The sequence below is a fragment of the Achromobacter marplatensis genome, from assembly GCF_049060505.1.
GTDB lineage: Bacteria > Pseudomonadota > Gammaproteobacteria > Burkholderiales > Burkholderiaceae_B > Achromobacter > Achromobacter marplatensis_A.
Map to the genome: position 1 here is coordinate 650155 of NZ_JBMGRB010000002.1, position 23770 is coordinate 673924.

Annotated in this window: 22 protein-coding genes; 13 read left to right on the forward strand and 9 right to left on the reverse strand. The window is 67.5% G+C overall.

Going from position 1 to position 23770, the window contains the following annotated elements; genetic code table 11:
- Nucleotides 1-40: 40 nt before the first annotated feature.
- Nucleotides 41-673 carry a LysE family translocator gene (locus ACI0FO_RS07745; protein ID WP_416025504.1) on the reverse strand — a complete coding sequence of 211 codons (633 nt, stop codon included), beginning with the start codon at nucleotides 671-673 and terminating at the stop codon, nucleotides 41-43.
- A gap of 132 nt (nucleotides 674-805) precedes the next feature.
- Here ACI0FO_RS07745 and ACI0FO_RS07750 point away from each other — a divergent pair, with 132 nt between their 5' ends.
- Nucleotides 806-1288 (forward strand): Lrp/AsnC family transcriptional regulator, encoded by a 483-nt coding sequence (locus tag ACI0FO_RS07750; protein ID WP_416025505.1) that lies wholly within the window; start codon nucleotides 806-808, stop codon nucleotides 1286-1288.
- A gap of 11 nt (nucleotides 1289-1299) precedes the next feature.
- Here ACI0FO_RS07750 and ACI0FO_RS07755 read toward each other — a convergent pair whose 3' ends face one another.
- On the reverse strand, nucleotides 1300-1974 hold the full coding sequence (locus tag ACI0FO_RS07755; RefSeq protein ID WP_416025506.1) for a DJ-1/PfpI family protein: 675 nt from the start codon (nucleotides 1972-1974) through the stop codon (nucleotides 1300-1302).
- A 66-nt stretch (nucleotides 1975-2040) separates the two neighbouring features.
- Here ACI0FO_RS07755 and ACI0FO_RS07760 point away from each other — a divergent pair, with 66 nt between their 5' ends.
- Nucleotides 2041-2958 carry a GlxA family transcriptional regulator gene (locus ACI0FO_RS07760; protein WP_416025508.1) on the forward strand — a complete coding sequence of 306 codons (918 nt, stop codon included), beginning with the start codon at nucleotides 2041-2043 and terminating at the stop codon, nucleotides 2956-2958.
- Between the two features lies 1 nt (nucleotide 2959).
- On the forward strand, nucleotides 2960-3340 hold the full coding sequence (locus ACI0FO_RS07765) for a hypothetical protein (RefSeq protein ID WP_416025510.1): 381 nt from the start codon (nucleotides 2960-2962) through the stop codon (nucleotides 3338-3340).
- On the opposite strand, the gene ACI0FO_RS07770 is transcribed toward ACI0FO_RS07765, so the two are convergent.
- Together ACI0FO_RS07770 and ACI0FO_RS07775 are read right to left on the reverse strand one after the other, a co-directional pair.
- Nucleotides 3337-4059, reverse strand: a complete 723-nt coding sequence (locus tag ACI0FO_RS07770) for an SDR family NAD(P)-dependent oxidoreductase (RefSeq protein ID WP_416025512.1) — start codon at nucleotides 4057-4059, stop codon at nucleotides 3337-3339. The genes ACI0FO_RS07765 and ACI0FO_RS07770 overlap by 4 nt on opposite strands.
- Nucleotides 4056-5051, reverse strand: a complete 996-nt coding sequence (locus tag ACI0FO_RS07775; protein ID WP_416025513.1) for a Bug family tripartite tricarboxylate transporter substrate binding protein — start codon at nucleotides 5049-5051, stop codon at nucleotides 4056-4058. The genes ACI0FO_RS07770 and ACI0FO_RS07775 overlap by 4 nt, the downstream gene beginning before the upstream one ends.
- A gap of 122 nt (nucleotides 5052-5173) precedes the next feature.
- On the opposite strand from ACI0FO_RS07775, the gene ACI0FO_RS07780 reads away from it, so the two are divergent.
- The 4 genes from ACI0FO_RS07780 (at nucleotide 5174) to ACI0FO_RS07795 (ending at nucleotide 9994) form a co-directional block, all read left to right on the forward strand.
- A complete protein-coding gene (locus tag ACI0FO_RS07780; protein WP_416025515.1) occupies nucleotides 5174-6214 on the forward strand; it encodes a cyclase family protein in 1041 nt (346 codons plus the stop codon).
- Nucleotides 6215-6217: 3 nt separating this feature from the next.
- Entirely contained in the window at nucleotides 6218-7834 is a 1617-nt protein-coding gene (locus ACI0FO_RS07785; protein WP_416025517.1) for an AMP-binding protein, read from the forward strand.
- 2 nt (nucleotides 7835-7836) lie between these two features.
- Nucleotides 7837-8580, forward strand: a complete 744-nt coding sequence (locus ACI0FO_RS07790) for a GntR family transcriptional regulator (protein ID WP_310033583.1) — start codon at nucleotides 7837-7839, stop codon at nucleotides 8578-8580.
- Nucleotides 8581-8722: 142 nt separating this feature from the next.
- Nucleotides 8723-9994, forward strand: coding sequence for an ABC transporter substrate-binding protein (locus ACI0FO_RS07795; protein WP_416025519.1), 1272 nt, complete (start codon nucleotides 8723-8725; stop codon nucleotides 9992-9994).
- 15 nt (nucleotides 9995-10009) lie between these two features.
- Here the strand turns inward: ACI0FO_RS07795 and ACI0FO_RS07800 are convergent, their stop codons facing one another.
- Both ACI0FO_RS07800 and ACI0FO_RS07805 read right to left on the reverse strand, forming a co-directional pair.
- The gene (locus ACI0FO_RS07800; RefSeq protein ID WP_416025521.1) at nucleotides 10010-11293 is read right to left on the reverse strand and encodes a Zn-dependent hydrolase; all 1284 of its coding nucleotides are present in this window, start codon (nucleotides 11291-11293) and stop codon (nucleotides 10010-10012) included.
- 5 nt (nucleotides 11294-11298) lie between these two features.
- Nucleotides 11299-12654, reverse strand: a complete 1356-nt coding sequence (locus ACI0FO_RS07805; RefSeq protein ID WP_416025522.1) for a dihydroorotase — start codon at nucleotides 12652-12654, stop codon at nucleotides 11299-11301.
- A gap of 100 nt (nucleotides 12655-12754) precedes the next feature.
- On the opposite strand from ACI0FO_RS07805, the gene ACI0FO_RS07810 reads away from it, so the two are divergent.
- The 6 genes from ACI0FO_RS07810 to ACI0FO_RS07835 all read left to right on the forward strand — a co-directional run bounded on the left by ACI0FO_RS07810 (nucleotide 12755) and on the right by ACI0FO_RS07835 (nucleotide 20994).
- On the forward strand, nucleotides 12755-13645 hold the full coding sequence (locus ACI0FO_RS07810; protein ID WP_416025524.1) for a LysR family transcriptional regulator: 891 nt from the start codon (nucleotides 12755-12757) through the stop codon (nucleotides 13643-13645).
- Nucleotides 13646-13853: 208 nt separating this feature from the next.
- Nucleotides 13854-14945: a DUF917 domain-containing protein gene (locus ACI0FO_RS07815; RefSeq protein ID WP_416025526.1), complete on the forward strand. Its 1092-nt coding sequence runs from the start codon at nucleotides 13854-13856 to the stop codon at nucleotides 14943-14945.
- 4 nt (nucleotides 14946-14949) lie between these two features.
- Nucleotides 14950-16620, forward strand: a complete 1671-nt coding sequence (locus ACI0FO_RS07820; protein WP_416025528.1) for a urocanate hydratase — start codon at nucleotides 14950-14952, stop codon at nucleotides 16618-16620.
- A gap of 91 nt (nucleotides 16621-16711) precedes the next feature.
- Entirely contained in the window at nucleotides 16712-18052 is a 1341-nt protein-coding gene (locus ACI0FO_RS07825; RefSeq protein WP_416025530.1) for an MFS transporter, read from the forward strand.
- Nucleotides 18045-19190, forward strand: coding sequence for an MBL fold metallo-hydrolase (locus ACI0FO_RS07830; RefSeq protein WP_416025531.1), 1146 nt, complete (start codon nucleotides 18045-18047; stop codon nucleotides 19188-19190). Before ACI0FO_RS07825 ends, ACI0FO_RS07830 begins: the two co-directional genes overlap by 8 nt.
- 151 nt (nucleotides 19191-19341) lie before the next feature.
- Nucleotides 19342-20994, forward strand: a complete 1653-nt coding sequence (locus tag ACI0FO_RS07835) for an HAL/PAL/TAL family ammonia-lyase (RefSeq protein ID WP_416025533.1) — start codon at nucleotides 19342-19344, stop codon at nucleotides 20992-20994.
- On the opposite strand, the gene ACI0FO_RS07840 is transcribed toward ACI0FO_RS07835, so the two are convergent.
- Genes ACI0FO_RS07840 through ACI0FO_RS07850 form a run of 3 tightly spaced genes read right to left on the reverse strand, consistent with a single transcriptional unit; the run spans nucleotide 20991 to nucleotide 23763 of the window.
- Nucleotides 20991-21599, reverse strand: coding sequence for a 2-hydroxychromene-2-carboxylate isomerase (locus ACI0FO_RS07840; RefSeq protein ID WP_416025535.1), 609 nt, complete (start codon nucleotides 21597-21599; stop codon nucleotides 20991-20993). The two genes, ACI0FO_RS07835 and ACI0FO_RS07840, sit on opposite strands and share 4 nt — an antisense overlap.
- Nucleotides 21600-21606: 7 nt before the next feature.
- Nucleotides 21607-22935, reverse strand: coding sequence for an MFS transporter (locus ACI0FO_RS07845; RefSeq protein ID WP_416025536.1), 1329 nt, complete (start codon nucleotides 22933-22935; stop codon nucleotides 21607-21609).
- A gap of 42 nt (nucleotides 22936-22977) precedes the next feature.
- On the reverse strand, nucleotides 22978-23763 hold the full coding sequence (locus tag ACI0FO_RS07850) for an aldolase (RefSeq protein ID WP_416025538.1): 786 nt from the start codon (nucleotides 23761-23763) through the stop codon (nucleotides 22978-22980).
- Between the last annotated feature and the right edge of the window lie 7 nt (nucleotides 23764-23770).

Genomic DNA, 23770 nt, shown 5'->3' on the forward strand with positions numbered 1-23770 from the left:
GGCCCTTTTTTTGTGCTGGCAAACACAGCCGCAGTTCGCTTCAGGCCGGGCGTTGCGCGAACGTCAGCCGCAGGCCGAAGCCAATCAGCGCGGTGCCAAAGACCAGGCTCTGCACCTTCTGCGCGCGCGGGCTGGACGACATCCAGCGCCCCACCGCCCCGCCCGCTAATGCGCACACGACGTCGAACGCCAGCCCGAGACCGACCAGGATGACCCCCAGCAATGCGAATTGCGGGCCGATCGGCCCAAGGGCCGGCGACACGAACTGCGGCAACAACACCGAACAGAACAGCAAGGCTTTGGGATTGAGCACATTGGTCAGCACGCCGGCAAGCAGCGCGCCGCCCAGGCCCGACCCGCGCACGGGCGTCTGGCCGGAAGCATCCAGCGCGATGGGTCCGGCGCGCAGCAGCCGCACGCCCAACCACATCAGGTAGACGCCGCCCACCGTGCGCGCGGCGTCGAACGCCCACGGGTGGGTTTTGAATAAGGCAGCCAGCCCCAGCGCCGCCAACGTCACATGCGCGGCGCGCGCGATGGCCAGCCCAACGGCCACCGCCAACGCCTGTCCGCGCCCGCGCAACACCCCCGTTTCCAGCAACAGGATCATGTCAGGCCCAGGCACCACGTAGACAATCAGCAACGCCCCCAGAAACACCGCCATATCCGTCATCACGCGCTCCTACACACGCTCGTCAAGGCGATCATTCTAGGAAAATAGGGCTGGCATGTGCTTGCGATTCATGCCAATACCGCTACCATGTTTGGCACATCCAACTTCTGTACCCATCGATTTTTTCAATCTATGCCAAAACATGACCTAGATGCCTATGACCGGCGCATTCTCGAGGCATTGCAGCAAAACGGCCGCCTGACCAATGTGGAACTTGCCGAACAGATCGGCCTGTCGCCGTCGCCGTGCCTGCGTCGCGTGCGCATGCTGGAAGAAGCCGGCGTGATCCTGGGCTACGAGGCCCGGCTGGCGCCGGACGAAGTCGGCCTGGGCCTGACCGTCTTCGTGGGCGTCAAGGTGGAACGGCACCACGAGCGCGACGCCGACCAATTTCGCAAGGAGGTCAGCGCGCTGCCGGAAGTGATTGCGGCGCATCTGGTGTCCGGCGAGTCCGACTTCCTGCTGCAAGTCGTGGTGCCGGATCTGCGCGGCTACGAGCGCTTTCTACTGGGCACGCTGCTGAAGCTGCCTGGCGTGAAGGACATCCGCAGCAACTTCGCCATTCAGACCGTCAAGCCCCAAAGCCCGCTGCCGCTGGATCACCTGGGCAAGTAGCGCGGCGAGGGTTACGGCATGGCCGCCGCGGCCCGCTCCACCGCGGCCCGCCGCCGCTCGAAGCGCGCCTGCGACCGCTCCAGGTAGCGCTCGACCACGGCCGGCTCCGACGTTTTGGGCGTGCCGCCGGGAAATGGCGGCTTGGGGTCGTATTCGATCTGCAACTGGATCAGCTTGGCCACGTCGTCGCCGCATAGCGCCGCCACCACTTTCAGCCCCATGTCGATACCGGAGGTCACGCCGCCCGCGGTATAGACGTTACCGTCCACGCACAGGCGTTCTTCGCTGGGCGTGGCGCCGAAGTGCGACAGCAGCTCGCGCGCCCGCCAATGGCTGGACGCCCGCTTGCCGCGCAAAAGGCCCGCCGCCCCCAGCAGCAGCGACCCCGTGCAAATCCCGAACAGATATTGCGCGCCCAGCCCCTGACGCCGCGTGAACGCCACCCAGTCAGGGTCGACAATGGCATCATCCGTGCCCGGCCCGCCCGGCACGACCAGCAGATCGCATGGCGGCGCCGAGGCCAGCGTCTGGGTAGGCACGAATTGCAATCCGCGGTCGCACCGCACCGGATCGCGCGTTTTTGCGACAAAATCCACGGTGAAGCCCGGCGCATTCGCCAGGACCTCATAGGGACCGGTCATATCCAACTGGGTCAGCCCTTCGAACAAGAGAAAATTCACATGCATGACGATGCTCCCTCAAGAACGCCAACGCCCAGCATAGGCGGACGCGCCCGATCCGTTGCGCCACAAATGCCGGAAAACGCGCCACGCCGCGTGCTGTTCATGCTGTTCGACGGCTTCCAGCCGCTGGATCTTGCCGGCCCCTGGCAGGCCTTCAGTTCGGCCAACGAAGAGGCGGGAAAACCCCTTTACCAGTTGAACACCATCGCCGCCGCGCCCGTGGTCAACACCTGGGAACAAGGCTTGCGCATGCAGGTGGACGGCACCTTCGCCGACGATGGCGACGCCCCGATCGACATGCTGCTGGTGCCGGGCGGCCCGGGTGTCGACCGCGCCAGCGCCCACGGGGAAACGTGCGCCTGGTTGCGCCGCCGCGACGCCGGGGCGGCGCGCACCTGCAGCGTCTGCACCGGTGCGTTCATACTGGCCGCGGCTGACTTGATCCATGGCCTGGCCGTCACCACGCATTGGCGCTCGGCGGACCGGTTGCGCCAGATGTATCCCACCCTGCGCGTGCAGGACGACCGCATTTTCATCGAAAGCGGCAAGTACTGGACCTCCGCGGGCGTCACCGCGGGCATCGACCTGGCCTTGGCGCTGATCGAGCGCGACCATGGCGCGGCGCTGGCGCAGCAAGTGGCGCGTCGGCTGGTGGTGTTCATGCGCCGCGACGGCGACCAGCGCCAATACAGCCAGACGCTGCGCCTGCAAGACCGCCTGGCCGCGCCGTTCCGCGATCTGGTCGAAAAGATCGAAGCCCGTTTGTCGGCGCGCTGGTCGGTGGACGACATGGCGGATGCCTGCCATATGTCGCGGCGCACGTTCCAGCGCAAATTCGCGGCGCACTTCGGCGTGGCTCCCACCGAAGTGCTGCGGCGCCTGCGTGAAGAAAGGGCCGGCGCGTTGCAAAGCGCCGGAAAAATGCCACGCAAGGCGGTCGAACGGCATGTGGGGCCATTCCAAGACCGCCCGGACACGCAAGCCTGACATGCCGACCACCGACACCCCCTGCCCGGAATGCGGTCATCCCCAAACCTCCCGCACGCAGGGCCTGAGCCTGATCGCGGAATGCGGGCATTGCGGCTGGATGGTGGCCACGACCAACCCATTCCACCCGTTCCATGACCGCACGCCCTACACCGTGCGCGCGCGGCCCTTCGGGATCACGCGGGCCACGGCCATCGCCCGCTTGTCGGCGACGTTGGGCACCGGCGTCCTCGCCGCGCGCGCCCTGCTCGACCACGACTCGCCCGTGGCGGAAAACGTTTACGCCTGCGAGGTGATCCGGCTGCACAAGCTGCTATGGCCGCAAGGCCTGTCGCTGCAGGTCACGCCGGAATTCACCTGGGAACTGGACGACAGCCTTTAGCCGGCCAGGCCGACCGACACGCCGCCGCATACGTACAGCAACTGCCCCGTGATGAAGGCCGCGCGCGGGTCCAGGAACATGGCGACGCTGTGCGCCACCTCTTCCGGCCGTCCCACGCGCCCCACGGGGATGGACGCTTCCAGCGCCAGCGTCTTGGGCTGGCCTGGCGGGTTCGACTGATTGAACAGTTCGGTCGCGATCGGCCCCGGCGACACGGTGTTCACGGTGATGCCGTCGGCCGCAAGCTCCAGCGCCCAGGTGCGCGTCATGCCGGCCAGCCCCGCCTTGGACGCCCCGTAGGCCGTCCGCCCGCCTTTCCCCAGCGCGGCGCGGCTGCCGATGTTGACCACCCGGCCATAGCCCGCCTGACGCATGCCCGGCAACAGCGCCTGCAACAGCAGCACGGGCGCCGTGAGGTTCAAGGCCATGGTGCGCAGCAGGTCTTCTTCCGAGACGTCGTCGATGTTGGCGACCTGGATCATCCCCGCGTTGTTGACCAAATGCAGCACTTGCCGCTCGGCCGCCAGTTCGCGGGCCGCCTGGCGGGTCGCGGCCGCATCGCCCAGGTCGACCGAACGGAAGGTTTCGCCGGGCAGCGCCTCGTCGGGCGGCCGGCGGCTGAAATTGACGACTTGGTAGCCGTCCTGGAGCAGCCGCGCCACGATGGCGCGGCCGATGCCCCGGCTGCCGCCGGTGACCAGTGCGATGGGGGTGTTCATTGCGCGGTGATTCCTTTTTCCTTGATGAGACCGCCCCATTTCTTGCGCTCGTCGCGCTCGAAGGCGGCCAGGTCGTCACCGAAAAGCGTACCGGGTTTGGCGCCCATGGTGGCGAATTGGGTGGCGACGGCCGGGCTTTGCAGGCCGCTACGGGCCGCTTCGATCAATTGCTTGACCACCGGCGCAGGCGTATCGCGCGGCGCGTACAGGGCGAACCAGGCCGTGACGTCGAAACCCGGCAGGCCGGATTCGGCGACGGTGGGCAGATTCGGCACCGAAGGGTCGCGCTGGCCGGAAGTGACCGCCACGCCGCGCACCAGACTGCCGTCCTTGATCTGCGCCAGCGCGCCCGGCAGGTTATCGAACAGCAGGTCCACCTGGCCGCCGGCCACGGCCGGCAAGGACGCCGACGTGCCCTTGAACGGCACATGCAGCATGGTCACTCCCGCCATGGATTCGAAATACGCGCCCGTCAGATGAACCGACGAGCCGATGCCCGGCGACGCGTAAGTCAACTTCTTGTCCGGCGACTGCTTGGCCGCCTTGATGACGTCGGCCACCGTCTTGTACGGCGACTTGGCGCTGACGGCGATCACGTTGGGCGTCGTGGACACCAACGCGATCGGCACCAGGTCGCGTTCGGGATCGAACGGCATGTTGCTGTAGAGGAACGGGTTGATGGTCTGCGTGCCGATCGTGCCCAGGCCCAGCGTATAGCCGTCCGCCTTGGCGCGCGCCACATAGGCCATGCCGATATTGCCGCCCGCGCCCGGCTTGTTTTCCACCAGCACGGTCTGCTTCAGGCCGGGCTGCAAGGCATTGGCGATGGCGCGGCCGAACATGTCCGCGCCGCCTCCCGGCGGATACGGCACGACGACGGTGACGGGATGGTCGGGATAGCCGGCGGCATGGGCCGCGGGCAGCGCCGCGGCGGCCAGGGCGGCAGCGGCCAGCCAGCGCCGCGCGGCGCGCGGATGCACGGATTGCGTCATGGATTTGTCTCCTATCGAACCCGCTGATTGCGGATTTCTTCTTAAGGCTTTCGAGGATACTCAAAGTACGTAAATACGTACTATAGTTATAAAAACACAGAAAACAGATAGGAGACAAGCAAATGAAACGCTGGACGCAACGCCCTGAAGGATCCACCTGGGGCGACTTCGGCCCGGATGACGAACTGGGCCGGCTGAACCTGCTGACGGAAGAAAAGGTGCTGCAGGCGGTGCGCGAAGTGCGGGCGGGCAAAGTGTTCTGCCTGTCGTTGCCGCTGGACCTGCCGGGCGGCAATGTGCTGAATCCGCGCCGGCATGCGCCCACGCTCAAGCCGACTTTCCGCGAAGGCACGCCTTATCTGAATTTTGCGATGTCCCAAGTGCAGCCCGACGCCGTCGACGTGCTGTCCGACGATCAGGTGACCCTGTCCATGCAGTACTCCACGCAGTGGGACGGCCTGTGCCACGTGGGCGCTTTGTTCGACATCCAGGGCGACGGCGAGCCCCGCCGCGTCTACTACAACGGCTACGCCGCTGGCGTGGACGTATTCGGCGGCGCCGACCCGGACACCGCCGTCGACGCCTGCTGCCCCCCGGGCGGCTCGTATGCCCGCAAGCTTAGCGTCAGCCGCTATGCCGAAAAAGGCATGCAGGGCCGCGGCGTGCTGGTGGACCTGGCGCGCGCGTTCGGCCCCGGCCGCACGCTGGTGGGCCACGAGCAATTGCAGGCTGCGATGCGCGACCAGAACGTGGAAGTAGAGCCGGGCGACATGCTGGTGCTGCGCACCGGTTTCGCCGAACGTCTCGTCGCCATGAACGGCCAGCCGGACCCGCACGCGCTGGAACAGACCGGCGCCGTGCTGGATGGCGCCGATCCCGCGCTGCTGGCGTGGATCACGGCCAGCGGCGTGGCCGCTTTGTGCGCGGACAATTACGCCGTGGAATCCTACCCGGCGCGCACGTCCGGCCCCGGGCATTCTATTCTGCCGCTGCATCATCATTGCCTGTTCAAGCTGGGCGTGCCGCTGGCGGAACTCTGGTATTTGAAGGATCTGGCTGATTGGCTGCATGCGCAGGGACGCAACCGCTTCCTGTTGACCGCGCCGCCCTTGCGCATGCCCGGCGCCGTGGGGTCCCCCGTGACGCCGATCGCCACGGTGTAGGCCATGACCATGCCGTATTCGACATTCTCCGGCCATCTGGACGCGCTGGCCGCAAGCCGCCCCGACGCAACCCTGTTGATCGACCAGGACCAGCGGATCAGCGCCGCGCAACTGCGCGCGCGTAGCCGGGCGCTGGCAGCCGGGCTGGCCCGTATCGGCGTGCGGCCCGGCCACCGCGTGGCGGTGTGGCTGCCCAACGGCGCGGCCTGGGTGGAATCCTTCCTGGCCTGCGCGCACCTGGGCGCCCTGGTGCTGGCCGTCAACACACGCTTCCGGGCATTGGAAGTGGCCGACATCCTGGGCCGCGGCCAAGCGGACTGGCTGGTGTTCTGGCCCGGCTTCAAGGGCATCGATTTTCAGGGCGTTCTTGATGGCGTCGACGCTGGCCATTTGACACGCCTGCAAGGCGTGGTGGCGCTGACCGACGCGGATCAATCCGCCCCCGCCACTCTCGCGGGCAAACCGGCGCACCGCTACGCGGACCTGCTGGCCACGGCCGCCCCGGCGCCTGCCGCGCACGGCAACGCGGGCGTGCTGTGCTTCACCACTTCCGGCACCACCTCTAAACCAAAGTTCGTCCTGCATGACCAGCAAACCCTGCTGCGACATGGCGCGGCGGTGGCGCGGGCGTTCGGCTACGGCGACGACAGCTGCGTGCTGGCCAGCGCACCGTTTTGCGGCGCATTCGGCTTTGCCACACTGGCGGGCGGCCTGGTGCAAGGGGTGCCCGTCGTTTGCGCGCCGGTATTCAACGCCGCGCAATCGGCCGAGGCCGTCGCCCGCTATGCCGTCACCCATACCTACGCCAACAACGAGGCGCTGGTGGGCATGATGCAGGCCGCGCCGCCGGGCGCCTTCGCCTCGGCGCGTTTGTTCGGCTTCGCCAGCTTCACGCCCGCGCTGGACAACATGCTGGATCTGGCCCGCGAGGCCGGCGTGCCGCTGACAGGCCTGTACGGGTCCAGCGAGCTGATCGCCCTGGTGGCAGGCCAGCCGCGCGACCCGGCCGACGGCGACGTGTCGGCGCGGCACCAGCCCGGCGGCACGCTGGTCTACCCCGACGCCCGCGTGCGCGCCCGCGACCCCGAATCGGGACAGCTGCTGCCCCACGGTCAGTCCGGCGAAATCGAAATCCTGTCGCCCAGCCTGATGCAAGGCTATCTGGACAACCCCGAGGCCACCCGCAACGCTGTCACGGACGACGGCTATTTCAAGACTGGCGACCTGGGCTATACGCTGACGCCACGCCAGTTCGTGTTCCAGACGCGCATGGGCGATTCCCTGCGGCTGTCCGGCTTCCTGGTGAACCCGGTTGAAATCGAACAGGTGGTCGAGACCCTGCCCGGCGTGCGCGCCTGCCAGGTAGTGGGCGCCATGCGCCACGGCAAGACCGTGCCCTACGCATTCGTGCTGCTGCAGGAAGGCGCCACGGCCGACCCCGAGGGCTGGACGGCCGCCTGCAAAGCCGCCATGGCCGGTTTCAAGGCGCCGGCGGGCTTCACCGTCCTGGACGCTTTCCCGTCGGTCGAAAGCGCCAATTCGGTAAAGATCCAGAAGCACCGCCTGCGCGACATGGCCGAGGCTATGCTCTCGGATTCTTCATCGCCGCCCGCCCCCTGACCATGTCCGCCCGCAAGCTTTTCTCGCACAGCCCCCAGCCGCTTTACCTGCAAGCGGCGGCGCTGTTCCGCAGCCATATCCAGAACCGCACGTGGCGGCCGGGCCAGCAGATCCCGCCGCTGGAATCGCTGATGGAAACCTATGGCATCTCGCGGGCGACCATCCGCCAGGCGTTCGGCCTGCTGGAACAAGACGGGCTGATCCGGCGGTCGCGCGGATCGGGCACGTTCGTCAATGCCGAACTGCCCGAAACTCCAACGCTGTTGATCCCCAAGACCTGGGCGGAAACGGTGGAACTGAGCAACCAGCTGGGCACCGTGTCGCTGGTGGAATCCAGCGCCGATTCCCCACTGCCGGACACGCTGGGCATGCCTTGCGGCGCGGACCGCGGCGGCAGCTTCCAGTACCTGCGGCGCGTGCACACCACCGACGCGGGCCCCTTTTGCTATAGCGAGGTATTCCTGGAAAGCGGCCTGTTCCGCAAGCACCGCGCCCGCATCCAGAAAAGCACCGTCGCGCCCGTGCTGGACCAGTTCTACGGCGCCCGCATCACGGAAGCGCGGCAGGTGCTGAACGTGATCGAAGCCGGCCAGGAATCCGCGGAATCGCTGCGGATCCCGGTATCGTCACCGGTGGCCGAGCTGCGGCGCTATGCCTGTATCGACGGCCGCGTGGTGTATTTCGCGCGGCTGGAGTTCCCCTTCCGCAAGGTTCGGATGGAATTCGATCTGCTGACCCAGCGTTAACCCCTCGCCCCAATCCCGACCACCCAAGGAGCCCATCCCACCACCACGCCCCCGTTTCGCGGCCAGACCCAAATAGAGCGCGGCATCACGCCATCAAGCGCCAGCAGGTTCCAGACAGATCCGGCACAAGAGGAGACACACCATGGCTTACGCCAACACGCCCCGGATTTCATTGCATTGCCGCAGCACGCTTACCCGCTTGTTCACCACCACCGCCCTGGCGGCGGGCATTGCCGCGGCCTTGACGGCCCCGGCAGCCGCCCAACCTGCCGCCATCTCTGACGACATCGTCCGGCTGGGCCTGATCCTGGACATGAGCGGCGTCTACGCCGACGTGACCGGCAAGGGCAGCGCCACCGCCGCCGAAATGGCGATCGCCGACTTCGGCGGCACGGTGCTGGGCAAGAAAATCGACCTGATGGTGGTAGACCACCAGAACAAGGCCGACATCGCCGCCGCCAAGGCGCGCGAATGGTACGACACCCAAAAGGTGGATGCCGTCATGGACGTGGCAGGGTCGGCGCCCGCGCTGGCCGTGCTGGAAGTGGCCCGCGAGAAGAAGAAAATCGTCGTCTTCAGCGGCCCCGGCACCGAACGCATCACCAATGACCTGTGTTCGCCCTATTCCGTCCACTACACCTACGACACCTGGTCGCTGGCCAACACCACCGCGCGCGCCACCGTCGAAAAAGGCGGCAAGACCTGGTACTTCCTGACGGCGGACTACGCCTTCGGCCACACCCTGCAGGCGTCCGCCACCGAAGTCGTCAAGGCCAACGGCGGCACGGTGCTGGGCGCCTCGCGCCATCCGCTGGGGTCCAGCGATTTCGCGTCCTATCTGTTGCAGGCCCAATCCAGCAAGGCCCAGGTCATCGGGCTGGCGAACGCGGGCGGCGACACGGTGAACGCCATCAAGGCGGCCAGTGAATTCGGCCTGACCAAGGGCGGCCAGAAAATGGCCGGATTGCTCTTGTACATCAACGATATCCATGCCATCGGCCTGGAAGCCGCCGCCGGCCTGACCCTGACTGAAGCCTTCTACTGGGACATGAACGACCAGACCCGCGCCTGGTCGCAGCGCTACTACGACAAGCTGAAGAAGATGCCCAACATGAGCCAGGCGGGCACGTATTCGTCGGTGATGCACTACCTGAAAGCGGTGCAGGCGGCCGGCACCGACGAACCCACCGCCGTGATGAAGCAGATGAAGTCCCTGCCCATCAACGACTTCTTCGCCACCAACGGCCGCATTCGGGAAGATGGCCGCATGGTGCACGACATGTACCTGTTTGAAGTCAAACAGCCGTCGGAATCCAAACGGCCGTGGGACTACTACAAGCTGGTGGCCACGCTGCCGGGCGATCAGGCGTTCATGCCTTTGTCGAAGTCGACCTGCCCGCTGGTGAAGAAGTAGCGGGCAGTTCCCCGCTCAGCCGCGCAGCACCCGGTCCAGTTCCAGCACCGACTGGTACAGGACCCGGGTGCCGTCCAGCAACTGCGCGGGTTCGATCCACTCTTCCGGGCAGTGGCTGCGGCCGTTCAGGCACGGGATGAAGATCATGCCGATGGGGCCGGTGGGCGCCATGTACACGGCGTCGTGGCCCGCGCCGCTGGGTAGCCGCATCGATGCGTAGCCCAACTGGTCGGCCGCGGCCTTGACGGCGTCCATCACCAGAGGCGAACAGTCGGTGGGTTGCGCGCGGCTCAGTTGCGTGAAGCCTGCCGTCAGGCGCAGCGCCTTCAGGTCGTCGGCCACGCCCGCCATCAACGTTTCCGGGAACGCGTCCAGCACGGCGTTGCTGTCGCTGCGCATTTCCAGCGTCAACTCCACCCGGCCGGGCACGGCGTTGGCGGCGTTCGGGGTCATCGACAACCGGCCCACGGTGGCCACCACGTAATGCGGGTTGCCGCTGGCGGCGCTGGCCTGGCGGCTGGCCGCGTCGATGATGCGCGCGGCGCCCACCAGCGCGTCGCGGCGGATGTCCATCGGCGTGGTGCCTGCGTGGTCGGGCTGGCCTTCCACCACGATCAGCACGCGGCGGATGCCCACGATGTTGGTGACCACGCCGATCGGCAGGCCGCGGGCCTCCAGCACGGGGCCCTGTTCGATATGCAGTTCGACGAACGCGGCGGTGTCGCCCGCGCCGCGCAGCGGCGCATGCAGCGCGGCCGGATCACCGCCGATGCGGGCGATGCCCTGGGCCAGCGTTTCGCCGTCCGGGTTGCGGGCGGCCAGCATGTCGGCCGTCAACTGGCCCGAGAGCGCGCGGCTGCCCACGCACGAGATGCCGTAGTCGCTGGGCTCTTCGGACAGGAAGTCGATGACCTCGAACGGATGGGCCAGTTCGATGCCGTGCTCTTGCATCGTGTGCGCGACTTCGATGCCGGCCAGGACGCCGATGATGCCGTCGAAGCGGCCGCCGGCCATGACGGTGTCGCAATGCGAGCCGGTGGCGATCGGCTTGCGGGCGGGGTCGCGGCCGGCGCGGGCGCCGATCAGGTTGCCGCCGGCGTCCAGGCGGCTGGCCAGCCCGGCACCTTCGAACTCGCCGCGCAGCCAGGCGCGGGCTTCGTCGAACAGCGGCGAGAAGGCGCGGCGCGTCCACGGGACGTCGGGCAGCGTGAAGCGCGACAACGCTTCAACGCGGGCCCACAGGCGTTCGGCATTGAGCGGGGGAAATGGCAAGGGGGACGATCCGGCGGAGTTCATCATCGACCTCATGCCTGGCGCGGACGCAGGAAGCGGCCGTCGCCTTTCTGGTTGACGATGCGCCGGCCGTCGTAGACCTGCTGGCCGCGGCACCAGGTGCCCGCGACGCGCACGGTGAACTCGCGCCCTTCGAACGAACTCCATTGCACCGCCGACAAGCTGCCGGCCGGGTCGAAGGCGTAGCGCTCGGGCTTCAAGATCACGATGTCCGCGTCCTTGCCGACCTCAAGCGTGCCCTTGCGGTCGTCCAGCAGGAAATGCCGGGCCGGATTGCGGCTGAGCTGCCGCACCACCATCGACGGCGAAATGCCATGCTCTTCGCAGCCGGTCCAGAACGCCGGCAGCAGCGTCTCCAGGCCGGGGCCGCCCGACGAATTCTTGAAGACGTTCGGGTTCTGCTTGCGCTCCAAGCCCCAGCTGACGTGATCCGACGACACGAACGTGCAGTCGTCGTTGGCGATGTGCGTCCACAGCAGGTCCACTTCGGCCTTGGGCCGGATCGGCGGATAGTGCTTGGTCTTGGCGCCGAAGCGGCGGGTGTGCTCTTCGTGGTTCAGCATCAGGTACTGCACGCAGGTCTCGATGCTGGCGCGATGGCCGCTCTGCCGGTACATGTTGCAAATTTCGAAGCCGCGCGAGGTCGACACGTGCACCGCATGGGCGCGCGCGCCGGTTTCGGCGCCGATCTCGTAGATCAGCGCGGTGGCCAGGTTTTCGATCAGCGGCGTATGGGCGCGCATGAACGCGTCCCAGCCCGTATCGCCGGCCTCCACCAGGCGGGCGATGTTCTTGCGCGTCATCTCCTGCATCTGGTTGTGCACGCCGCAGGCCAGCCCGGACGGCGCGATCAGTCGGAAGGCGTCGTACAGGTCGTCTTCCTCGATGCGGGGAAAGCGGCCCGGCGTGGCTTCGAAGGTCGAGAACTTGAAGGCGCAGACGCCGCCTTCGATCAACCCGGCCGCGGCCTGCAACCCGTGTTGCGTATTCAGCGTGCCGAACAGCGCCACATCCACATGGCAGTCGCGCTCGACTTCGGCGATCTTGGCGTCCAGCTGCGGCCGCGAAGCGACCGGTTCCGGATCGTCATAGGGCATGTCGACCATGACGGTGACGCCGCCGGCCGCCGCCGCGCGCGACGCCCAGCCCAGGCCTTCCTGGTTCAACTGGCTGCCCGAATGCACCTGGCCGTCGACCACGCCGGGCATGATCCACATGCCGCGCGCATCCACGCTGTCGCGGCCAGCCGGCGCCGCGCCCGTGCCGCGCTGCGCGACGCGGCCATCCCGCACCGCCAGCCAACCGTCCATCGCCACCCCGTCCGGGTCCACGATATTGCCGCGCACCACCAAATCGAATTCGCTCATGACCGCTTCCATCCTGTGTTGAGTGCTGGAAGTGTAGTAACGGCCCAGGCAAAACGTCTTATGCTTATATGTGCGTAGGAATTAACATCAGGTTAAGCATATGAAACTCAATCTGCGGCAGATCGAGGTCTTCCGGGCCATCATGCTCAGCGGTTCCATCAGCGGCGCGTCCAAGCTGCTGTTCGTCTCCCAACCCGCGGTCAGCCGACTGATCGCCTATACCGAACAACGCCTGGGGCTGATGCTGTTCCAGCGCATCAAGGGCCGGCTGTACCCCACCCCGGAAGCCCACCGCCTGTTCGTCGAGGTGACGGCGCTGTACCAGAACGTACAGCGCGTCAACGAGGTGGCGGACAACCTGGCTGAGAACCGCGAAGGCCAGTTGCGCCTGTCGTGCAGCCCCAGCCTGGGCCAATCCCTCTTGCCCCGCGCCATCGCGCAGTTCCGCCGGCAGTTCCCTGAAGTGCGCATCGTGCTGCAGACGCTGATCCCGTCGGTGATGCTGCAATCGCTGTTGACGCAGCAGGTGGAGCTGGGCGTGGCGTACATGCCGGTGGACCATCCCAGCCTGGCCTGGCAGCCCCTGTATGAAAACAGCATCGTGGCGGTGCTGCCCAAAGGCCACCCGCTGGCGGGGCGCAAGCAGGTGACGGTGAAGGACCTGGCGGGTGAACCTTTGATCGGCTACAGCGCCGACATTCCGTTCGGCATGCTGATCAACAAGCTGTTCGGCAGCGGCGACGCGCAGCCCGAACCGCGCATTGAAGTGCAGCAGGCCCACGTGGCCTGTGCGCTGGTGCAGGCCGGCGCCGGCGTGGCGCTGGTGGACGAGATCACCGTGGCGGGGCCGATCTGGTCGGACGTGGTCACAGTCCCCATCGTCGGGACCGTCAACGCGCCCGTCAATGTGTTCCATCTTCAGTTGCAGCCGCTGTCGCGGCTGGCGCAGGCGTTCATCGATGTGCTCCACACGATGGACCAGCGGGCCTAAAGCGCAGCGATTCCCTGGGGATATCCCTTAGGACGTCATTACGTGGCGGCGCGCCGCCCTATGAGCCGCCGGCAACCATTAACACGATGTTATGCAGCAGGCATAAAAGGTAATACGACATTAACAAAATTGGTTCCTATGATGCCCCCGTCTGTCCCGCAAAAGCTTGCGGGGAGCTATTGAAACGGCAACCGGGGAGAAGGCCATCATGGGTAGGATCTTGACAATGCGCGACGTCGAAGCAGCCGTGCGGGGCGGCTCGGTGTTCGCCTGTGGCGGCGGCGGCTGGGCCGAGCATGGACGCGAACTGGGGTCGCTGGCCGTCACCATCGGCCGGCCCGAACTGGTGTCGATGGACGAAGTGCCCGATGACGCCTGGATCGCCACCGCCGCCGCCATCGGCGCGCCGGGCGGGCTGACCGATTGGCAGATGCTCGGCATCGACTACGTCCGCGCGGCAGAGCGCCTGCAGGACGCTCTGGGCGAGCGGGTCTATGGCCTGATCATCGGCCAGAACGGCATGTCCAGCACGCTCAACGGCTGGCTGCCCTCCGCCGTGCTGGGCACCAAGGTCGTGGACGCCGTGGGCGATATCCGCGCCCATCCCACCGGCGACATGGGGTCGCTGGGCCTGGCCGGCAGCCCCGAACCCATGATCCAGTGCGCCGTCGGCGGCAACCGCGCCAACAACGCCTATATGGAACTGACCATCCACGGCGCCACCGGCCGGGTATCGCCCGTGCTGCGCAAGGCGGCCGACATGGCGGGCGGTTTCATCGCCAGCTGCCGCAACCCGATACGCGCCTCGTATGTGCGCCGCCACGCGGCGCTCGGCGGCATCAGCCGCGCGCTGGCGCTGGGCGAGGCCATCCTGGCCGCGCAATCGCGCGGCGGCAGCGCGGTGATCGACGCGATCTGCAAGGCCACCCAAGGCGAGATCATCGGCGCCGGCAAGGTCGTGCACAACACGCTCAAGTACACGGAAGAGGCCTTCGATATCGGTACGGTCGAAATCGGCGAAGGCGCGGGCAAGCGCGTGATCCACGTCATGAACGAACACATGGCGGTAACCGACGCGCACGGCGAACGCATCGCCTGCTATCCGGACGTGATCACCACGCTGGACGCCGACGGCAACCCCGTCAGCGCCGGCGCGTTGCGCGACGGCCTGGAAGTCAGCATCCTGCATGTCCGCAAGCAGCACATCCCGCTGTCCTCCAGCGTGACGGACCCGTCCGTCTACCCGATCGTGGAGAAGGCGCTGGGCATGACCTTCACCGACTACGCGTTGGCTTCCTGAGGACATGGGCGTGAAACGAGAATTCAACATCCCCGGCGGCAACGTGCTGCGGTGCAAAGGCTGGCGCCAGGAAGCGCTGCTGCGCCTGCTGGAAAACGTGCTGGCCGTGGGCGAAGACCCCGACAACCTGGTGGTCTACGCGGCGCTGGGCCGCGCCGCGCGCGATTGGCCGTCGCACGACGCGATCGTCCGCGCGCTCATGGAACTGGAAGAGGACCAGACGCTGATCGTGCAGTCCGGCAAGCCGATCGGCGTGCTGCGCACGCATCCGATGGCGCCCATCGTCATCATGGCCAACTGCAACATGGTCGGCCAGTGGGCCCGCGCCGAGAATTTCTACCAGCTTGAACGCGACAACCTGATCTGCTGGGGCGGGCTGACGGCGGGCGACTGGCAGTACATCGGTTCACAGGGCGTGATCCAGGGCACCTACGAGATTTTTTCGCGCATTGCCGAACGCCACTTCGCCCGCGATCTGCGCGGCCGGTTCATCCTGACGGCGGGCATGGGCGGCATGGGCGGCGCGCAGCCGCTGGCCGGCCGCATGGCGGGCGCGGCCATCCTGACGGTTGAAATCAACCCCGAACGCATCGACAAGCGCATCAAGGCCGGCTACCTGGAACGCCGCGCCGAGACGCTGGACGAAGCCCTGGCCCTGATCCGGCAAGCCCAGGACCGCCGGGAACCCCTGTCGGTGGGCCTGCTGGGCAATGCCGCCGACATCTACCCGGAAATCCTGGCGCGCGGCATCGTGCCCGACATCGTCACCGACCAGACGTCGGCGCACGATCTGGTCTACGGCTACATTCCCGCCGGCCATACGCTTGAACAGGTGGCGCAACTGCGCCGCACCGACATCCCCGGCCTGATGGACGCCAGCCGCGCGTCGATCGTGCGCCACGTCACCGCCATGCTGGGTTTCATGGACCAGGGCGCGGTGGTCTTCGACAACGGCAACCTGATCCGCACCCACGCGAAGCAGGGCGGCGTGGAACGCGCGTTCGAGATCCCGGTCTTCACCGAAGCGTTCCTGCGGCCCTTGTTCGCGCGCGCCATCGGGCCGTTCCGCTGGATCGCGCTGTCCAACGACCCCGACGACATCCGCAAGATCGACGACTTCCTGCTGGCGCGCTTTGCCGACAACGCCATCGTGTCCAACTGGATCCGGCTGGCGCGCAAGGAAGTGCCGTTCGAAGGGCTGCCCGCGCGCATCGCCTGGCTGGGCCACGGCGAACGCACCGAGCTGGCGCTGGAAGTCAACCGCATGGTGCGCGCGGGCGTCCTCAGCGCGCCGGTCGCCTTCACGCGCGACCACCTGGACGCCGGCGCGATGGCGCATCCGAACATCATGACCGAGAACATGCGCGACGGCTCGGACGCTATCGCGGACTGGCCGCTGCTGAACGCGATGATCAATTGCTCGTCCAGCGCGGACCTGGTCGCGATCCACTCGGGCGGCGGCGGGTACAGCGGCTACATGACCAGCGCGGGCGTGACCGTGGTGGCGGACGGCACCGATGCGGCCGAGCAGCGCCTGCGCCTGTCCATGACCAACGACACCGCCAGCGGCGTGCTGCGCTATGCGGACGCCGGCTACGAGGAAGCGCTGGACGAGGTGCGGGAAAAGGGCATCGCCCGCATCGACACCGCCGCCGGCCGCGCGGACGGTCAATGACGCCGCGAACGAAGCGGTTCAGCCAATGGAAAGTCCGACAGCGGTAATAGATAGCGCGGACCAAGCGCAAACGATCTCAATGGGGAATGCAATGAAAGACGTCATCATCAATCCGGGAATGGGGGCCTTGCCGGGCCACCCCGCTTCCCAGGCCTCCGCGCAAGAGCGCAGCGGCCGCAAAGCCGTCATCGCGGCATCGGCAGGCAACGCGCTGGAGTGGTACGACTTCACGGTCTATGCGCTCTTCGCCGTGTACATCGGGCAGAACTTCTTCCAGAACGAAGACCCGACCGTGCAGTTGATGGCGTCGTTCCTGGCCTTCGGGCTGGGCTTCGTGGTGCGGCCGCTGGGCGCGCTGGTGCTGGGATCCTATGGCGACCGCGCGGGCCGCAAGGCCGCATTGACGCTGACGATCATGCTGATGGCCGTGGGCACGCTGCTGATCGCCGCCGCCCCGCCCTACGCCGCCATCGGCGTGGGCGCCCCGCTCTTGATCGTCTGCGGCCGCGTGCTGCAGGGCTTTTCGGCCGGCGGCGAAGTCGGCGGCGCCACCGCCTTCCTGGTCGAACACGCGCCGGAGGGCAAGCGCGGCCAGTACGCGTCATGGCTGCAGGCCAGCATGGGCATATCCAACCTGCTGGGCGCGCTGGTGGCCACGCTGGTCACCACCTTCCTCACCGAGCAGCAGATCGGGCAATGGGGATGGCGTGTTCCGTTCATCATCGGCCTGGCGATAGCGCCGGTGGGGCTGTGGATGCGCCGCGCGCTGGACGAAACGCCGCACTTCCGCGAAGAACAGGCGCGCCAGGCACGCCAGAACGACCGCGTGAAGACGCCGCTGCTTGCCGTGGTGCGTGACTACCCGAAGGAATTGCTGACTGGCCTGTGCATGTCGGTGCTGTGGGCGGTCGGCCCGTACGCGCTGATCATCTTCATGCCGATCTACGTGCAGAGATCCCTGGGTTTTTCCAGCTCGCAGGCTTTCGTGGCAGCCTTGGTGGGCAACCTGTTCCTGATCGGCGGCTGCGTGTTCTCGGGCACGCTGTCCGACCGCTACGGCCGCCGCACCGTGCTGCGCGCCGCCGCGCTGCTGCTGCTGATCGCCGTGTACCCGCTGATGATGTGGCTGAAGGTGTCGCACACCCAGACCACGCTGATCGTGGTGCAGTCGCTGTTCTGCCTGATGGTGGCCATGTATGTGGGCGTGGCGCCGGCGGCGCTGTCCGAGGTTTTCCCCACGGCGGTGCGGTCCTCGGGCATGTCCCTGTCGTACAACACGGCAGTGACGATACTAGGCGGATTCGCGCCCGCCATCCTGACCTGGATCACCTACACCACCGGCGTGGCCTTCGCCCCGGCGCTGTACGTCATGGGCGCGTGCGTCGTTGCGCTGGTGGCCTTGACCGTCTTGCCGCAGGGCCGCCATGGATAAGGCCCGCACGGCACAGGACGGCCGCTGGAGGCTTTGGCCGCATCGGGGCCGGCTGGGCGCCGCCGCGATCGCGCTGGCGGTGGCGGGGTTCGGGCCGGCAGCGCCCCAGGCGGCGGCGGCCGCCGAACCGCCGCCCGCCGCCGAACTGGTGCTGCTGGGCGTGGCGGGCGGCCCCACCTGGTACGGTAAGGACTCCCCCCACGGGATTTCGTCGGCGCTGGTGGTCGACGGGCGGGCGTATATCGTCGACGTGGGGTCCGGCGCCTACCGCCAGCTGCGCCGCGCGGGCATCAAGCCCGGCGCGGAGCAAGCGGTGTTCCTCACGCACCTGCATACCGACCACATCATCGACCTGGCCAACCTGCTGGCCTACGACCCCAGCGCCCGGCGCCGCGCCAAGGCCTCCCTGCAAGTCTTCGGGCCAGGCCCGCGCGGCGCGCTGCCCCCGCTGGCGCCGGGCATGAAGGACGATGTCGTCATCCACGCCGAGAACCCGTCGCCCGGCACGCAAGACCTGGTGGCGTCGATCGTCGCGGGCATGGCGGCGGACCTGAACATCCGCGTGCGCAGCGAAGGCGTGCCGGACATCCGGCAGTTCTTCCAGGCGCACGACATCGCGGTGCCGGCCGGCGTCGTCAAGGATCCGAACACCGATCCCGCGCCGCCCATGGAGCCGTTCACCGTGTGGCAGGACGCGCGCGTGAAGGTCAGCGCCATCCTCGTGCCGCACGGGCTGGTGTATCCCAACTTCGCCTACCGCTTCGACACGGCGGCCGGTTCGGTCGTGTTTTCGGGCGACACGGCCGCCAGCGACAACCTGGTCAAGCTGGCGCGCGGCGCGGACATCCTGGTGCACGAAGCGATCGACCCGGACTGGGTCGACCACATCGTCGGCGCCAAGCCTTGGGACGCGCGGCAGCAGGCGCTGGCCAAGCAACTGCTGGAGGCGCACACCACGCCGCGCGAGGTCGGCGACGTGGCCACCCGCGCGGGCGTGAAGACCCTGGTGCTGTCGCACCTGGTGCCCGGCGACGCGCCTGCCGAACACTGGCTCGACGCGCGCCAGACGTTCAACGGGCCGGTCGTGCTGGGCCAGGACCTGATGCGCCTGCCGCTGGGCGCGCCCGTGCCGCGCTAGGCGGCCAGCCCGCCTCTCCCCTTCCCGCCCTCGTCCTTCAGGAGCCTCAATGCCCATGCATCATGCGCCGCACGCGCTTGCCCGTCCGCTTCGCAACCACCTTCTCGCCCGCCTGCGCGGACACCTCCCCGCCCTGCGGCGGACCGGCATCATGGCCCCCCTGCTGCTGGCGCTATGGCATCCGTCGGGCGCATCCGCCGCCTGCACCCCGGTCACGCTGAACGGCAGGTCGCTAACCCTGGAACAGGTCGGCGCGGTCGCCCGGCAAGGCTGCCAGGTGGTGCTGGCCGATGACGCCGCCGCGCGCGCGCAGCGTTCCTTCGAACTGCTGCTTGCCTACGCCAGACTGGACCGCCCCGTGTACGGCCTGAACCGCGGCGTCGGCTTGAACAAGGACCAGACGCTCTTCAAAGGCGGCGACATCTCGCCCGAGGTGCGCAAGGTGTCGGAACAGTTCAACCGGACCCTGCTGCGTTCGCATAGCGCCGCCTATGGCGCCGAAGCCCCGCAGGACGTGACCCGGGCGGCCATGCTGATCCGGCTGAATTCGGCGCTGTTCGGCGGGTCCGGTCTGCAAGTGGAGGTGCTGCGCCAGTATGCCGAGTTCCTGAACCGCGGCATTACGCCCGTGATGCTCGGCGAAGGCTCAGTCGGGCAGGCCGACATCACCATCCTGGCGCAGATCGGGCTGGCGATGATGGGTGAAGGGGAATCCTATTACGGCGGCCGCCGCATGCCTTCCGCGGAGGCGCTGCAACGGGCCGGCCTGACACCCGTGCGCCCGTTCGGCAAGGACGCCCTGGCCATCGTCAGCGCAAACGCCTACGGCGCTGCCGTCGCCTCGCTGGCGGCGCTGGACGCGGCGCGCCTGCTGGACCAGGCCGACGCGGTGGCCGCCTTGTCGCTGGAAGGCCTGGACGGGAATCTGTCGCCCTTGCTGGCCGCGACCCAAGCGCAACGGCCCTATGACGGGCAGCGCCATACCGCGGCGCACATGCTGGCCTTGCTGCGCGGAAGCAGCCTGTGGCAGCCAGCCCCCAAGCGCGCGCTGCAAGACCCCTTGAGCTTTCGCACCGTCAGCCAGGCTCACGGCGCGGCGCGGGACATGTTGGGGCTGCTGAGGCGCCAGCTCCAGATCCAGATCAACAGTTCCGACGACAACCCCACCGTGGCGCTGGATGCCCAGCCTGCGGCCGACGCCCAGGCCTACGAGGCCCAGTTCTACGTCACGGACGGGCCGGTGCGGGGCGCCGTCCTGCCCTCCGCCGGATTCGATCCCAGCGCCTGGGTGCTGCCGCTGCAAAGCCTGGGAGTCGCCCTGTCCCAAACGGCGCAGTTGTCTGCGCAGCGCACGCTGCGGCTGACCGATCCCGCTTTCACCGCGCTGCCCCGCTTCCTGAGCCCCGGCAACGGCGCGATCGGTTATGGCCCGATCCAGAAAACGGTGTCGTCACTGGCGACCGATGTGCGGACATTGTCGTTGCCCATCGTGACGGACGTGCAGGCGCAGGCCGGCAACATCGAAGACGTGGGCACCAATGCGCCCGCCACCGGCCGCCGGGTTGCCGCCCAGGTCGACCGGCTGACGATGCTGCTGGCGGTGGAACTGATGCATGCCGCGCAGGCCGTGGACCTGCGGCGCGCCCAACGGCCCGGCCTTAAACTGGGCGCCGGGACCGCCACGCTATGGCGCGATTTCCGCAAGCAGGTGCCCTACATGGATGAAGACCGCCGCAACGACGTGGACATCGTCCGCGCCACGGGTTTCCTGGCGCGCAACCCGCCGTCCGCGACCGCCCGCTAGGTTTCCTCCCGGGCCGCCGCGATGGCGTCCTCCAGCATGTCCAGCCGGTCCTGGCCCCAGAACACTTCGCCCCGGAACACATAGGACGGCGACCCGAAGACGCCGGCCTTGACCGCCTGGTCCGTGTTGCGGCGATACGCAGCATGGGTGCCGGGGGCCTCTGCCGCCGCCAGCAGGCGGTCGGCCGGCAGGCCCAGCCGTTCCAGCACGCCGCGCAAGACGGCGGGGTCGGAGATGTCCTGATCGTCCACCCACTCCGCTTTCAGGATCGCCTTGTACAGCGCCAGCACCGGCGTACCGGCAAGGTCCGCCGCGATGACGATGCGCGAGGCCAGCCCCGCGTCGGGGCACATGTGCGCCGGGCGGGGGTTCACGTGGATGCCTAGCTTCGCGCACCAGCGCGCCAGCTCCGCCACGCGGTACGCCTGCCGTTCCGGCGAGCGCTGCCCCAGCAGCACGCCGCCCGTGCGGGAATAAACGTCAGGCAAATCCACGGGCAAGTGTCGGATCACCGCCTGCTGCCGGGCGGCCAGCGCTTCAAGCCGGTCGGCGCCCAGATAGGCCCAGTCGGAGTTCATCCAGAAGTAATAGTCGATCGTCTTCATGGTGTGCTCAGGTCCTTGCCGCCGACGGTACCCGCAGCGCCGGACGCGCCGCGGCCTCGCCCTGCATGCGCCAGGCGCTGACAAATGCGACTACGCCCAACGCGCTCAAGTACCAGACCACGTACTTGGGATCGCCTCCGCCCTTGGCCAGCAGCCACGTCGCCACGATGGGCGCCAGGCCGCCCCCGATGGCGCCGGACACCTGCACCGCCAGCGAAATGCCGGTGTACCGCACATGCGCTGGAAACTGGCTGGAAAACAACGTGCCCTCGGGCCCGTACAGGCAAGCGTATACCAGCCCCACCGCCAGGCAAACCGCCACGATGATCCAGCCCTTGTCGCCCGATCCCAGCAAGTTGAAAAACACCGGCGCGCAGATCAAGATGCCCACCGTGCCCGCCATGAACACCCACTTGTGGCCGATCTTGTCGCCCAGCACGCCGAACAGCGGCATCGTGAACAGCGCAAGCGCCGCCCCCCAGATCGTGGCGTCCAGCATGACTGAACGCGGGATGCCCAGCGTACCGGTGGCGTAGGCCAGCGAAAACGTCACGACCGTGTAGAACCACGTGACCTCGGCCAACCGCGCGCCCACCACCACCAGCAGCGCGCGGCGGTGGTGCTTCAGCACTTCGGCCACTGGCACCTCGACCTTGGCGCCCTTTTCACGCATCTGCTCGAAATCGGGCGACTCGGCCACTTTCACGCGGATGAACCATCCCACCAGCAGCAGCACCACACTGGCCAGGAACGGCAGGCGCCACCCCCAGGCCAGCATGTCCTCTTCCGGCAGCGCGGCCACCGCGCCCATCGCCAGCGACGACAAAATCAGGCCGGGCGCCACGCCGGCTTGCGGCAGGCTTCCGAAAAATCCCTTCTTGCCCTCGGGCGCATGCTCCACCGCCATCAGTACCGCGCCGCCCCATTCGCCGCCCACCGCGATGCCTTGCAGGAAACGCATCAGCACCAGCAGCACGGCGGCCCAATAGCCGATCTGCTCATACGAAGGAATCAGCCCGATCAGGATGGTGGGCACGCCCATCAGCAGCAAAGTAATCAGCAGCATGGACTTGCGGCCGATCTTGTCGCCGTAGTGGCCAAAGATCACGCCGCCCAGCGGCCGCGCGAAGAACCCAACCGAATACGTGGCAAACGCCGCCAGCGTGCCCGTCAACGGGTCGAACGCGGGGAAGAAGATCTTGTTGAAAATCAATGCGGCAGCCGTGCCGTACAGAAAGAAGTCATACCACTCGATCGTGGTGCCCATCATGCTGGCAAGGCCAGCCGTCACATAATCGCGGCGCGAGCGCGCAGCCGCAGGCTTGGTCGTCATCATCGTGACTCCCCTTGAAAAGTCGTGATCGGATCGTCGGCGGAATCAGGCTTGGGGCTGAGGCAGCGGCGCAATGCCGTGCGTCTGCCTTGCCCAGTAGTTGAACGTGGCGTTCACGATCGACGGCTTGAGCAGGTAGTCGTGCGCCTCGCGGGCCAGGGCGTCGTCCACCGGCGTCAGCGGTCCGAACGCCTGGGCGCGGATCTGCATGCGCGCCGCGCGCTCCAGATACACCGACAGATACGTGGCTTCCTCGCACGAGCCGCCCGCCGTCAGATAGCCGTGGTGCGCCAGGATGATGGCGCGCTTGCGGCCCAGCGCCTCCGAGATGATCACCCCTTCCTGATCCGCGATCGGCACCCCGGGCCATTCGCCCAGGAACGCGCAATCATCGTGCAGCGGCGTCATGTCCATCTGCGAGATCACCAGCGGCTGGCGCGCCGCGGCCAGCGCGGACGCCCAGGGCGAATGCGTGTGGATGATGGATTGCACGTCGGGCCGCGCTTCGTAGACCCACAGGTGGAAACGCGTGGCCGGGTTGGGCATGCCGTCGCCGGTCAGGGTGTGCAGGTCGCGGTCGACTTCGATGAAGTCGGCGGGCGTCGCCTCATCGAATCCCAGGCCGAAGCGCAGGGTCCAATATGCGCCCGGGCGCGCCGAGCGCACGCTGATCTGCCCGGCCAGGCCCGCTTCCTGCTCGGTCATCGCCAGGATGCGGCAGGCGTAGGCCATGGTTTCCTGCGTGCTGCGGGGCACGGCCTGCAGATGGCGCGCCATTTCCTGCGTGGCACGGGTGTCGAAATACGATTTCTCTCGCAATGCGGTATTCATGGGTTCC